This window comes from Alteromonas sp. Cnat2-8 (assembly GCF_022348355.1).
In the GTDB taxonomy this organism is placed as follows: Bacteria; Pseudomonadota; Gammaproteobacteria; order Enterobacterales; family Alteromonadaceae; genus Alteromonas; species Alteromonas macleodii.
In genome coordinates this window covers 569,059-582,813 of the sequence record NZ_JAKREX010000001.1, presented here as the reverse complement: position 1 = coordinate 582,813, position 13,755 = coordinate 569,059, and the positions used below count along the sequence as shown (strand labels likewise).

Sequence of the window (13,755 nt, the reverse complement as noted above, 5' to 3'; positions counted from 1 at the left end):
GATAGCCAACTTGAATAATGGGGTCAGAGTACATTAGTACGGTAATAGAGCTAGCGGTAAACAGCTAGAAAAGTACTCTGACCCCATTATTTTTATGCAGAGTTGTTGTTTGGTACTTATACTGAGTTATTAGTCATTTAATAATACTTAGAAACTCTAATGCCAAAGCAGTACTCTACAAAGCCTGAATCATTTGGCGAAGTCACATCGGCCTTGCAAAAAGCTGGCTTCAAAATTCTGCTGGTTTTTTCTCTACTCATCTTAGCGGTAATCGTCATAGCCCAACCCCAAAATGTGTATGTGGCAGTATTTTTCGGCCTGTCTTGGTGTGCAATTTCGGTAGCGGGAATTATCTTTTCTAACTATAAAGACCCTTTGGCGAAATTGTGGGCAATACTCACCATTCCCGTCGCGCCTTACCTTGTAATAAGCAATGGGCTCATGCCCGCAACCTTAGTTCCAATTGCTACTATTTTTCCCATTTTACTGCTTTCTAATGGTTGGCGAATAAGTGCAATGGTAGTACTCGCATGCTGTACTTTTCTTGTGCCGTTTTACGAAGGGGATTATGACAAGGGCCTTTGGCTAAGGCTTTGTGTGACCAACCTTGTTGTGTCCCTTCTTATCTATGCTCTAGCGAGCCAATTAGAGAAAGCCCTTGTTGAGAGTAAAAACAAAACTCTTGAGCTAAACAGGGCGCTTGCAAGCGAAAAGCAAGCGTCGGCTGCACAATCACGATTCCTCGCCACTATGTCACACGAGATTCGCACGCCATTAAACGGTATTTTGGGATTGACCGATGTAGTGCTTTCTCATGATATTTCGGAAAGTGCACGGCCTAACCTCGAGAAGATTCAGCGTTCAGGACTCTCGCTAAACCGTATTTTGAACGACATATTAGATCTCTCCAAACTGAATGCGGGAAAACTTGCGCTGGAGATCATTCCCTTTGACCTAAAAAGTACTGCCAAAGATTGCGTGGCGTTTTATGCACAATTGGCGCAGAACAAAGGTATCTCACTGAGAATAGAAGTAGATAAAACATTAAATACTTGTGTTGTAGGGGACGCAACGCGCCTTTCTCAAGTGTTAAACAACCTAGTGAGCAACGCGATAAAGTTTACGCATCAGGGCAGTGTCACTTTAGGGCTATCGAAAGGTGAAGCGTCAAAGACCCATCAATTTGTCAGATTTTCAGTTAAGGATACGGGGGACGGGATTGATGCTTCTGAACAAGAACGCGTATTCGATGCATTTACCCAAGCCAACAGCAGCATTAATCGAATGCACGGGGGAACGGGACTTGGTTTACAGATAGTAAAAAGCTTGGTTGAAGCTATGGGCGGCACGGTTTATCTGAAAAGCGCGGTAGGTCAGGGGAGTGAATTTTATTTCGAGCTACCGTTTGAAATTGCAGATAGTGTAATTGGCGCTAAAGAACAGGAAAGCACACCGTCGTTCTCAAACCTTACTGTTTTGGTTGCAGAAGATAACGACATTAACCAGGTCGTAGCAAAATCATTGTTAGAAGACACAGGATTGAAAGTTACGCTTGCTAATAACGGTAAAGAAGCTGTAGAGATTGCACTTAAGCAGCATTTCGACCTTATATTGATGGACTTACACATGCCTGAAATGAATGGCTCTGAAGCCGCTTTAGCGTTGCGAAAAGCTAACATCACTACTCCTATTATCGCGTTCACTGCTGCGGTGGTTGCCGAAGAAATAGATAAAGCGTTAGCATCCGGGATGAATGGATACCTCACAAAACCAGTCAATAAAACGGAACTACACGCTGTGCTAACTAAATACTTGGGCGGAGAAATGTCTACAGAAAGTTCCTGTATTGCTAAAGGGGAATATACAGAGTAATGTGGCTATGAAATTGTCATTAATCCGAATAAACCCCTGTTATACAATAGATAATAATAAAAGTTCGCTTGGCCCAATCAAGTAAATAGTATTACTGCGAAAAGCAAAGCGTCTTATAAAAGGATTTAAGTTTGAAGTCACAAATACATATTATAATTGCCCTGCTATTTTTTGCTTTCACGAGCCTTCCGGCTAACAGCGAAACAGGCAGCGACAGCCAGCGTTACGAATTGAAGGTAGAGAAACTCCAATCTAAAGTGTTAAACGAGCAACGAGAAGTGGTTGTTCAGCTTCCAAAAGGCTACGCCGAAAACCCCGACAAGAAATACCCCGTTATTTATCGTCTAGATGGTGCGGGAAATCTTACTATGATGAATGCAGTGCTAGAATCGCTGCAATCTCAGAATGCTGCTCCGGAAGTCATCATAGTCGCCATTGAAAATACCGACCGACTTCGCGATCTATATCCCACGGCAAATGAAGATCCAAACGGGCCTGTAGGCTATGGCGGTGGCGGTGCAAACTTTCTTTCCTTTATAACCACTGAGCTTATGCCGATGGTAGAGAAGAAATATCGCGTGCATGACTTTCGAGTGATAGAGGGTGCATCAGCCGGAGGTGTATTCGCGTTGTACGCACTTTCCCAGAAGCCTGAGCTTTTTAACGCCGCGCTGACTTACAGTGCTGCGGTGTGGTGGAACTATGGCGCATCTGCAAAAAGTACGGTTGCATTCTTAAAATCTGCCAATCAATTAGACCACTTCATTTACACGTCTATCGGCAATGAAGGCGCGCCCATGCGCCCGTATTATAACGATATGATTTCTGGAATGCGGGCAAATCAACCCGCCGGATTAAGATGGGAGAACGAAGCCTACGAGGGAGTTACCCACAATTTGGTCTCAGCTGCGTCAACTTTCAGCGCTTACCATCATTTGTTCTTATCAGCTTATTTAAGGCCACAGCAGTTCAGTGGAGATATTAAAAGTATTAAAGACTATTACGCCCGTGTTTCAAAGCAGCGAGGCGAGAAACTCGACGCGCCGGAATGGGTTATTCGCGAGTTAGGTTATCACTATGTGGGCGAACAAAACTACGACAAAGCCATCGCCTTGTTTAAATACGATATTGCTGAGTATCCTCAAACGCCTGACGCATATAATGGCTTAGCTTATGGTTATGAGCAGATGGGCGAGTACAAAAAAGCGCTGGAAAGCGTGAACCAAGCTTTAGCACTTTCCTCGTCTGAGCACGATGGCCATCAGGTTTATGTTAATAGACAAAAACGCTTGCAGTCTTTATTGAAGGATTAAGTTATCTTGAACCATAAAAGCACAGTTAAACACGTAAACTGGATCGCCACTGCGGTTTGTATGGTCGGAATCACCTTGGGAACGAGCGGGTGCAGTACCGTCACGACGGGACAAACCGATCGCTGTATTGAGCAAGCTAATAACGCAGATGTTCATGGGGTTTACACCGCCGACGAGCAGCTAAATGCTTGCTTGGAAACTTACAAACTGCGACGTGATAAAGAAAGAACAGCAGGTGAAGCGTTTGCTGAAGACGTGCTGATCTCAGTTATTGATATTATTACCGACTAGATCAGCTTCGATTAAGCGAAAAAACCTTCCTACGTACAGTTATAAAAACAAAGAAGGCAGAGTAATTTACTCTGCCTTCTTTGTTTTTGCTTCTTTATTAAAAGCATAAAAGCAAGCAAAGGTTAACACGTTATAGGAAGAGCCGATGCGAAATTTTTTGACTGCTGTATATGTACTTTCAATCACCGCCATAGCTAGCGTTAATGCTAATCACATGCTCGATACTGTCGAAGGGCTGCAGCTTGCTAAGCAATACGATCAAAGTCGCACTGATATTAACGTAGCTGACTATTGGGTTAGTGAGAAGCTAGACGGTATTCGCGCAAGATGGAACGGTACTGAACTACTTACCCGTAATGGGAACAAGATATTCGCGCCAACATGGTTCACCGCCAACTGGCCAGAAACCACTATTGACGGCGAACTTTGGATAGGAAGAGGGGAGTTTGAACGTACAGCTTCTATTGTGCTTTCAACGATGACAAACATCGAGCTGCATTCTGTCGCTAACGCTTCATCTAGCACAGTGTCTTCAGCAGACACTATAGCCGCAGCAAATTCTCTATCTGCAAAACGCTGGGCCAAAGTTAGATTTATGGCCTTTGACATGCCTATGATGGGTGAGCCCTTTGGTCGGCGACTCAACATGCTTAACAGCCTAAGTAAATCTACACCTAATCCAACGTTTGCAGTTATCCCTCAATTTAAGCTTACGTCTATTGCTTCACTTGATGAAAAGCTGAAGCAAGTAACCCAGGAAGGCGGAGAAGGGTTAATGCTTCATCATGAACAAGCGCTGTACACATCCGGGCGAAGTGACAAGTTACTCAAAGTAAAACGCTTTGAAGATGCAGAAGGGAAAGTACTGGCATTGCTTCCGGGAAAAGGACGATTTAAGGGAATGATGGGCTCGCTTCTTGTAGAAACGCGAGAAGGCATTCAATTTAAATTAGGAACGGGCTTTTCAGAAAATGAGCGCCAATCTCCGCCCGCTATCGGTAGCTGGGTAACCTTTAAGTACTACGGTTTAACCAAAAATGGAAAGCCAAAGTTTGCAAGCTATCTTCGCACCAGACCTCAGACAGACTTGCCCAATTAACAATTATTTACTGCCAGTATAGTCACAATGAACTGCCTCTCACTTACTGTTGTTATACCAATCCGCATGGATAAGTGCCCACTCAGAAGGCGCTGGCAAGTTTCCTAGCAAAGCGTGGGAATGCAGGAATGGTTGTTCCCTTTCAAATTCCCAGAATGAAGCTAGGAAGCTTGCCAGACCTTCCCGAAGGGCGAGTTTTAAATGTCCGTACTCTTTATTGTGTCACCTTGATGTGAACCACTATACCTGCGGTAACACGCCGCGATTACGAACATTTTAACTCTCGCTGAGTGGGTAATTATCTATGCGGACTGGTATTAATCGTTTACGGTTTGCTTCAATTGAAGAATCATCGTGTACAGCTAACCCCTTGTCTTTAAGTCATAAAGCCCTATAACTTTACTACGTGTTAATTGCTAAAGTTACTTTGCTTGTTTCTTTTTAATCGCTTTTTCCGTTTAAAAGTAATGGTATGAATAGCGATTATAAGTGAATTAAAAGGGCGCTAAATTTAAAAAATGAGCCCGTGAAGTTATACTGTTGATGATTTATTAAACACACCTTGCGTCAAGTGCGTACAAGACCGTTTACTCCCATTGCGCAAGCTAACTTAGAGGAAGAGACTGTGTTACAAGACTATCGCAATCACGTTGAAGAACGTGCCGCTCAAAATATTCCACCTAAACCGCTTAACGCTGAACAGGTAGCTGGCCTGGTTGATTTATTAAAGAACCCGCCAGCAGGCGAAGGGGAGTTTCTTTTAGAACTGCTGTCAGAACGTGTACCGCCTGGGGTTGATGAGGCAGCTTACGTTAAAGCTGGGTTTTTAAGTGCAATCGCAAAAGGTGAAGACAGTTGTGAGCTTATCTCTAAAGAGAAAGCCGTTGAACTGCTAGGAAATATGCACGGTGGCTACAACATTGCCACTTTAGTGGAGCTACTTGATGATAAAGCGCTTGCGCCGTTGGCAGCGAAAGAGCTGAAACATACTCTTTTAATGTTTGACGCTTATCACGATGTGGAAGAAAAGCACAAAGCGGGTAACGAGCATGCCACTGACATCATTAAATCTTGGGCTGAAGGTGAGTGGTTTACGTCGCGTAAGTTAATGGACGATAAAATCACTTACACCGTGTTTAAAGTAACAGGTGAAACTAACACTGATGATTTGTCGCCAGCCCCTGACGCATGGTCTCGCCCAGATATTCCTCTGCACGCCCTGGCAGCTTACAAGATGCCCCGCGAAGGTTTAGAGCCAGAAGAGCCAGGTGTTAAAGGCCCAATGGCGCAAATAGAAGAAGTCAAAAGTAAGGGGTATCCCGTAGCGTTTGTCGGTGATGTAGTTGGAACCGGCTCGTCACGCAAGTCGGCAACTAACTCTGTATTGTGGTTCTTCGGTGAAGACTTACCGGGTGTGCCTAATAAACGAGGCGGTGGTGTGTGCATTGGTTCAAAAGTTGCGCCTATCTTCTTTAACACCATGGAAGATGCCGGTGCATTGGTGTTTGAAGCCGATGTGGAAAAAATGAACATGGGTGATGTGATAGACATCTATCCGTTTGAAGGCAAAATCACCAACCATGAAACCGGTGAACTTCTTGCAGAATACAGCTATAAGTCGAAGGTGATTCTGGATGAAGTGCGCGCAGGTGGACGTATCAACCTGATTATTGGCCGTGGCCTTACCGAGAAGGCGCGTGAGACACTAGGTTTAGGCCCAACGGATTTATTCCGTACGCCTGAACAGCCAAAAGACAGCGGCGCGGGTTTCTCGCTAGCGCAGAAAATGGTGGGTAAGGCGTGCGGTGTCGACGGTATTCGCCCAGGCACCTACTGCGAACCTAAAATGACAACCGTGGGCTCGCAAGATACCACAGGGCCAATGACCCGCGATGAGCTTAAAGATCTAGCTTGTCTTGGCTTTACTGCCGATTTAACCATGCAATCATTCTGTCACACTGCCGCTTATCCAAAGCCGGTGGATATAGAAACGCAGCACACGCTACCTGATTTTATAATGAACCGCGGTGGTGTATCGCTGCGTCCTGGCGACGGCATTATTCACAGCTGGTTAAACCGCATGCTGCTGCCAGACACAGTAGGCACAGGTGGTGACTCCCATACCCGCTTCCCATTAGGTATTTCATTCCCTGCGGGTTCAGGTCTGGTCGCGTTCGCTGCGGCTACTGGCGTTATGCCGCTAGATATGCCCGAGTCGGTACTAGTGCGATTCAAGGGTGAAATGCAGCCGGGTATTACGCTACGCGACTTGGTACACGCCATTCCGCTGTACGCCATCAAACAAGGGCTGTTAACGGTAGAGAAAAAAGGCAAGATCAACGCCTTCTCTGGCCGTATTTTAGAAATCGAAGGGCTAGAGAACTTAACTGTAGAACAGGCGTTCGAGCTTTCTGACGCGTCGGCGGAGCGTTCAGCAGCCGGTTGTACTATCAATCTATCTGAAGCGTCGATTGCTGAATACCTGCGTTCAAACATTACCATGCTTCGCTGGATGATTAACGAAGGTTATGGCGACCCTCGTACGCTAGAGCGTCGAGCGCAAAAAATGGAAGAATGGTTAGCTAACCCAGAGTTGATGCGCGCCGATGCAGACGCTGAATACGCTGAGGTTATCGAAATCGATCTTAACGAAATTAAAGAGCCAATTGTGTGCTGCCCTAACGATCCTGACGATGCGAAAACCTTATCTGACGTTGCAGGTGATAAGGTAGACGAGGTCTTCATTGGTTCATGTATGACAAACATTGGTCACTTCCGTGCAGCCGGTAAGCTACTTGAGCAGTACAACAAAACACTGCCAACCCGTTTATGGATGTCGCCACCGACTAAGATGGACAAAGCCCAGTTAATGGAAGAGGGCTATTACAATATTTATGGTCGCGTAGGCGTACGTACAGAAATGCCCGGCTGTTCACTATGTATGGGTAACCAAGCAAGGGTGGATGCGGGAACAACCGTACTTTCAACGTCTACTCGTAACTTCCCTAACCGCTTGGGCGATGGGGCGAACGTATATTTGACCTCAGCAGAGCTTGCCGCGGTGGGTGCCATTGTTGGGCGCATTCCAACTGCTGAAGAGTACATGGAATACGCTAGCAAAATTAATGCAATGTCGGGTGAAGTATTCCGCTACTTAAACTTCGACAAAATGCCTAGCTTTAAAAAGGCTGAGGAAGAAGCAAAAGCGCGCATTATTCCAACATTGAATGTTGCTTAAAATAGTGTATAAACTACAAAGCCGGTGACCGTTAAGGTGACCGGCTTTTTTTATGGCGAAAAGGAATGTCTAATGGGAAAATCTTTCTTTATTGTTGCTGCACTTGTATTAACCTTAGGGTGTGCAAAAGCGCAGGTTGACCCTGTATCGTCGCTGAATTCAGTGGACTTTGAATCCATTACACTTGAGATTGGCGGCAAGCACTATGAAGTTGAGTATGCCAAAACCTTTGAACAACGCGCACAGGGCCTTATGTTTCGCAAAGCCTTGTGTGAAGACTGCGGTATGTTTTTCAAGTTTTCTAGCCCAAAGTTTGCGGGCATGTGGATGAAAAATACCTTTGTTCCTCTAGACGTAGCATTTATCGACAGAAAAGGCGTAATAACGGATATAAAACCTCTCACTCCACATAGTTTGGAGTCGGTCGGATCATCGAAAGAGGTACTTTACGCGTTGGAAATGAACCAAGGGTGGTTTGCCGAGAATAATATAAAAGTAGGCGACCAAATAACGATTGATTAACCGCGCAAAAGGCGCGGTTGCTGCTAGCGAAATGCTAGTTTTATTCTGGAGTTAAATATAGTGACAAATGCCTTATCGATAGCTAAGTTCGGTGGAACTAGCGTTGCGAATTACGAAGTAATGCAAAACTGCGCCCGAATTGTTGCCGGTAATGACAAAACGCGCATTGTGGTAGTGAGCGCTGCGGCAGGTGTAACCAATCACCTAGTAAGCTTAGCGCACACACCTATGACGCAACAGCAAATTGAAGAGACCTGTCAGGCCATTATTAATATTGAGCTTGCCATTCTTAACAAGTTGAAAGATAAAGACGCGGTTGAGCCAAAACTCAACGACTTGTTAGATGAAATGCGAAGCTTAGCGTTTCATGAAGAAATCCTTCACCGTGATGATTTAAAAGATCAGCTGCTTTCAATGGGTGAGCGGATGTCATCGCTGATGTTCTCTTCAGTGCTTGCAGAGCAGGGCGTAAAAACCATGAACTTTGACGTACGTAAGGTGTTACGTACGGACAGTGAGTTTGGAGAAGGTGCGCCGCAAATCGAAGAAATCGAAAAGCTGTCTAAACAATTGCTGGCACCTGAAATTAAAGACGCGATAGTGGTTACTCAAGGCTTTGTTGGAGCCGATGAGGAAGGCCGTACTACAACGCTAGGTCGTGGTGGTTCAGATTTTACGGCGGCGCTACTTGCTGAAGCGCTTGATGCCGAATCGTGTGAGATTTGGACTGATGTAACAGGGGTGTACACAACTGATCCGCGCATTACGCCAGCCGCTCATCCGTTACCTGAACTCAGCTTTGAAGAAGCGGCGGAAATGGCCACTTTTGGTGCCAAGGTACTACATCCTGCCACTATGGAGCCTGCGCTTCGCAAGGACATAAAGGTGTTTGTAGGCTCTAGTAAGGAGCCAGAAAAGGGCGGTACATGGATTGTGCGTGATTGTGAGCACGAACCACCGTATCGCGCTATTACTCGCCGTAAAGAGCAGGTAATGGTGACAGTGAAAACACCGAAGATGATGTATGCGCAAGGCTTCCTACAGCAGGTATTTGCCATCATCGCTAAGCACAAGCTAAGTGTTGATTTGGTTACCACGTCAGAAATCTCGGTATCTTTTACCCTTGATAACCCCGCAAACTCTGTGGCTCAGCGACTAAACAAAGAAACCATTGCCGAACTTGAAACTATCTGTGATGTGAAAGTAGAAAAAGGTTACGACCTTGTCACGGTTGTAGGTAACAACATGCAAACCGCTGTTGGTGTTTCTAGCAAGATTTTAGCTGCGGTTTCAGATTTCAACCTGCGTATGATTTGCTTTGGCGCCAACCCGCACAACCTATCGTTCTTGGTTAACGAGACCGACAGTGACGACGTGGTTCGCAAGCTTCACACGGCGTTATTTGAATAAGCACCTACTGTGCTGAATGACCCCAAAAAACGGTCGCCTTAAAGGCGGCCGTTTTTATTTCACATCAGTTTGTAGATGATTTCAAAATGTCGACCGGTACAATGATTTCGTGACGTTTATTCCACGGTAGGGTGAAAGGCGAGTCGTAGCCCATATAGCTAGGTTCACCATCAAGCTCAATATTATTGTCCCTAAGGGCTTTAAGCAGTTTATTCGTATACTGCTTCTTATCGCTGTCCTTGTTGAAACCTGAATAACGAATAGCGGCTACCGTTCTCGCTGGTACAGTAACCAGCGATACATCTTTGTGCGTAGGCACAGGAGCGCTTTTAATGTCATATTTGCTGGGCAAGAAAAACATCATTGTTTCTGAAGATGAGACTTCGACAGGAGAGGTCATTGCAATTTCTTGAGAGCGCTTTCCAACTTCTACGGGGGACGTCATTGACACATTGCTACTGGATGTATTCTCACCAGAGATATAATTAAAGAGTAGTTGAAATGCTCCGTTATCTTCATTCCCACTAGACATTACGCCTAACGCTTCATTGTAATGCCTCACTTCAATATCTTCATCAAGGGTCTCGATAATGGAATAGGGAAGGGTTTCTGTATCTTTGTAATATAATGGCTCAGCCTGGATCATTGTTGACACCAATAAAGTAGTAATGAAAAGAGGCAAGCGAAAACGGGAAAATATCATTCTTTTTTAGTGGTTTGTTACGAATAGTCCTTATACGAATTAAAGCCGATTAATGCTCAGTTAAACTGTTCTTAAGTAACTATCTATGCATTCCTAAAGTGTGCCAGATTAATTGTTAGACACAAAAAAGGGGCTAAAAGCCCCTTTTTAAAACAGGTTCGTAAAAAGCGTTACACTTTAAACTGTCTGATAGACTGTTGTAACTCTTCAGCAAGTCGAGCCACTTCATGGCTAGACTCAGACGTTTGCTGTGCTCCAGCTGTCGTCTCTTCAGCGATACCCACAATAGTTTCAAGCTTTTCGCTGATCTCTTGTGATACCGTATTCTGTTCACGGGCAGACTGCTCAATTTGAGAGCTCACGTCATGGGCTTTGTGAACGGCGTCAGAGATGATATCCAATGCCTGTGTAGCCTTTTCAGTTTGTGCCACACACGCCGCAGTTTGCTCTTTACCTTGATTCATCACCGATACCGCTTTTTCAGCACCCGCTTGAAGCACTTCAATCATTGCGTTGATTTCTTGTGTCGATTCTTGAGTTCGGCTGGCGAGGGTTCTTACTTCATCAGCAACAACCGCAAAGCCTCGACCTTGTTCACCAGCACGCGCTGCCTCAATAGCAGCATTCAAGGCGAGCAGGTTGGTTTGATCTGCAACACCACGGATAACGTCTAAGATGCCACCAATGCTTGCGCTGTCTTGATGAAGCTTATTGATAACGTCTGCCGCTTCTTGAACGTCACGAGATAAGATCTCAATGGTGTTCTTATTCTCTAGTGAGATTTGGCGCACGTTCTCAGCCTCAGCATCCGCATGGCGAATTTGACTTAGTGTATCTTCAGCGTTTTGCACAACCAGTTGCGACGTAGAGTGCATTTCTGTGGTTGCTGTTGCTACTTGGCCAATTTGTGATTTCTGATCCTGAATTGAATGCGTCGTTTGCGCCGTCACTGCAGACGTTTGTTCTGAGGCGGCTGCCAGCTGTTCAGCACGAACGTTAATGGCTGTAATGAGCTCCTTCAGGTTTCCAATTAGCGTATTGCAGTTTCGGGCTAAAAGACCAAATTCGTCTTGCGCCGAATCGTCTAGACGGTGAGTAAGGTCACCCGATGAAGCCACCGTCAGAAGTTCATTTACACGATAAAGCGGACGTGTGATTGCGCGTACGGTCACGTAGCCAATAAATGCTGCTACTGCAATCGAGATAATAACAACCACAATAACGAACGTGTTGCCCGTCGCAATGGCGCCGTTAACCTGACTTTCTACATGTGACGCTTTCTTGTCTGCAAGATTGAGCAGGTTTTCTAGAGCGACAACCGCTTGCGCGATATTTGAGTCTGAAGCGTTAAGCGCTTTTTCAGCATCATTTCTGCGCTCTAGACGATCAACATGAAGCTGAACCACGCCATCGTTAGCTTTAATCGCATTGATTGCGTTGTTAACCAAGTCGTTAATATCATCAAGAGTACCAGAATCATCGCGGCCGCCCGCAGTTTGCATCATGTCGCTTAATTGCGTGACCACTTTCTCGACAACCAAATCAACTTCGTTGCCTAGCGTCTGTGAACGAACCAGTGTCTCTGTTTTAATGTACTCGTATGAAACCGTTAGCAAAGAAAGCAGCGACGTCTCAAGTTGACTGCCGATTTCTGCCGCACGTCGTAGGTTAGGGTCGCGCTGAACAGCATCTAAGTCTGAGAAGTCTAGAAGGTAGGTAGATGCATCGTCTGCATTGTCTTCAGCGTCACCCAGTCTGTCTTGAATTGTGTTGCGTATATCAAGGTACATTTGGTGATTTTTGTACATCGCTTCAACATTGGTGATATATGCTTCATATGACTCACGTACAGTATTCAGCGTGCTCTTTAGTTCAGGCTCGTTATTAACGGCCTGCGCCAGTTTCTTATATTCACTCTCAAAGGTGTCTTTGGCAGAGTTAAAAGACGCTCGTTTGTCTTTTAAGCCATTTAGATCTTCTTCGATGTAGCTCTCGAAGGTAAGTCGGCCCATATTGAGAAAGCTGGCTTTAAGTGCATTGCTGCCTGCTACTGTGGGTAATGCAACGTCATTTACTTCTTCAGTTGCTGAGCCTATTGAGTTGAGGTTATAAAGTGAAACAACACTAATGACGATCAGAAGTGCGCTAATCGCTACAAATCCCCCGATTACGCGTGTGGCTACCGTTATTTTCATCGGAACTCCTGGATGAGTGTTTTTTATTTTTATCCCTAACGATATTACCCGTCTCAGCAAACAAAATATAGCGATTAAAGAAGCTAGTTTGCTTAATTACTGAGTAGATAATGAGACATTATCGTTACTATCGTAAGTAAGTGTATCGGCTACAATAACTTAATGTTTATTTTATTTAGCACTTAAGTGTAGAAAGTTTAACTGGTAATACCAGTTGATGGGTAAAATTATACACGTAAATATGTGCGAATTGGATAATTGCGGAGCCAGTAAACTCTGGTTTTAGGCAGAAACACTCACAAGCGAAGCGGAGTTCAGGTTTAGCAAAGTCATGCTTTGCCCCCAAACATAGCCTGTATCTAAGCCGATAAATTGATGACTGTTTGTTTGGCCCGACAGAGCTGCCCAATGCCCAAATACCACTCGTTGATCGTCACCGAGCTTTTTATTCTCTACTTCAAACCATGGTTTTAACGTGCTACTAGTGCTGTGGGATACTGCGCTGGGATGAGATTTGTTATCAAAATCGAGTGTGCCATCGGTATGAACAAAACGCATGCGCGTACACGCATTCACAATAAAACGCAGTCGCTCATCACCCTTAAGTTTATCTGACCAGTTGTTGGGTTTATTACCATACATTTCTGAAAGAAAAGCAGCGTAATTGTCGGATTTTAGGATGTTGCTAACTTCGTCACTAAGTGAGACGCACTCATCAATAGACCATTTAGGATAGAGTCCAGCATGCACCATTACTGATTGCTCATCTAACTTCATTGCCAACGGGAACTGACGCAACCAGTCAATAAGTTCGGTCAAGTCTGAAGCATTAAGTAGAGGCTCTAATTTGTCGGATTTTTTTGCTTTGCGGATGCCGTTTGCAACGGCAAGTAAGTGAAGGTCGTGGTTTCCTAAAACACTGCTAAACTGGCTGCCTAGAGACTTTAAAAAGCGCAATGTGCTCAAAGAATCTTCTCCTCGAGCAACTAAATCACCTACTGCGAGTAGCGTATCGTTTTCTTCGTCGAATTTTACTTTATCTAACGCGCGACGAAGACCATCGTAACAGCCTTGTATATCACCAATGACGTACGTGTTACCTTGCGACATAG

The 13,755-nt window shown here is 45.0% G+C and carries 10 protein-coding genes; 7 read left to right on the top strand and 3 right to left on the bottom strand.

The genetic code is table 11. The features are described 5' to 3' along the window. Positions 1-159 precede the first annotated feature (159 nt). The 7 genes from MHN00_RS02495 (at position 160) to lysC (ending at position 9,745) form a co-directional block, all read left to right on the top strand. Positions 160-1,872, top strand: coding sequence for an ATP-binding protein (locus tag MHN00_RS02495; RefSeq protein WP_239300143.1), 1,713 nt, complete (start codon positions 160-162; stop codon positions 1,870-1,872). Positions 1,873-2,003: 131 nt separating this feature from the next. Continuing rightward, entirely contained in the window at positions 2,004-3,185 is a 1,182-nt protein-coding gene (locus tag MHN00_RS02490) for an alpha/beta hydrolase-fold protein (RefSeq protein WP_239300141.1), read from the top strand. Between the two features lie 6 nt (positions 3,186-3,191). After that, the gene (locus MHN00_RS02485; RefSeq protein WP_039224537.1) at positions 3,192-3,476 is read left to right on the top strand and encodes a hypothetical protein; all 285 of its coding nucleotides are present in this window, start codon (positions 3,192-3,194) and stop codon (positions 3,474-3,476) included. 145 nt (positions 3,477-3,621) lie between these two features. After that, positions 3,622-4,575: a DNA ligase gene (locus tag MHN00_RS02480; RefSeq protein ID WP_239300139.1), complete on the top strand. Its 954-nt coding sequence runs from the start codon at positions 3,622-3,624 to the stop codon at positions 4,573-4,575. Between the two features lie 625 nt (positions 4,576-5,200). Next, positions 5,201-7,813 (top strand): bifunctional aconitate hydratase 2/2-methylisocitrate dehydratase, encoded by a 2,613-nt coding sequence (gene acnB, locus MHN00_RS02475; RefSeq protein WP_014948301.1) that lies wholly within the window; start codon positions 5,201-5,203, stop codon positions 7,811-7,813. A 72-nt stretch (positions 7,814-7,885) separates the two neighbouring features. After that, complete coding sequence (locus tag MHN00_RS02470) at positions 7,886-8,335, top strand: DUF192 domain-containing protein (RefSeq protein WP_014948302.1); 450 nt, start codon at positions 7,886-7,888, stop codon at positions 8,333-8,335. Between the two features lie 60 nt (positions 8,336-8,395). Beyond that, positions 8,396-9,745 (top strand): lysine-sensitive aspartokinase 3, encoded by a 1,350-nt coding sequence (gene lysC / locus MHN00_RS02465; protein ID WP_014948303.1) that lies wholly within the window; start codon positions 8,396-8,398, stop codon positions 9,743-9,745. A 64-nt stretch (positions 9,746-9,809) separates the two neighbouring features. Here the strand turns inward: lysC and MHN00_RS02460 are convergent, their stop codons facing one another. The 3 genes from MHN00_RS02460 to MHN00_RS02450 all read right to left on the bottom strand — a co-directional run bounded on the left by MHN00_RS02460 (position 9,810) and on the right by MHN00_RS02450 (position 13,753). Continuing rightward, positions 9,810-10,391 (bottom strand): heme-binding protein, encoded by a 582-nt coding sequence (locus tag MHN00_RS02460; protein WP_014948304.1) that lies wholly within the window; start codon positions 10,389-10,391, stop codon positions 9,810-9,812. A 227-nt stretch (positions 10,392-10,618) separates the two neighbouring features. After that, complete coding sequence (locus tag MHN00_RS02455) at positions 10,619-12,643, bottom strand: methyl-accepting chemotaxis protein (protein ID WP_014948305.1); 2,025 nt, start codon at positions 12,641-12,643, stop codon at positions 10,619-10,621. A gap of 282 nt (positions 12,644-12,925) precedes the next feature. Next, complete coding sequence (locus MHN00_RS02450) at positions 12,926-13,753, bottom strand: symmetrical bis(5'-nucleosyl)-tetraphosphatase (RefSeq protein ID WP_239300137.1); 828 nt, start codon at positions 13,751-13,753, stop codon at positions 12,926-12,928. Positions 13,754-13,755 lie beyond the last annotated feature (2 nt).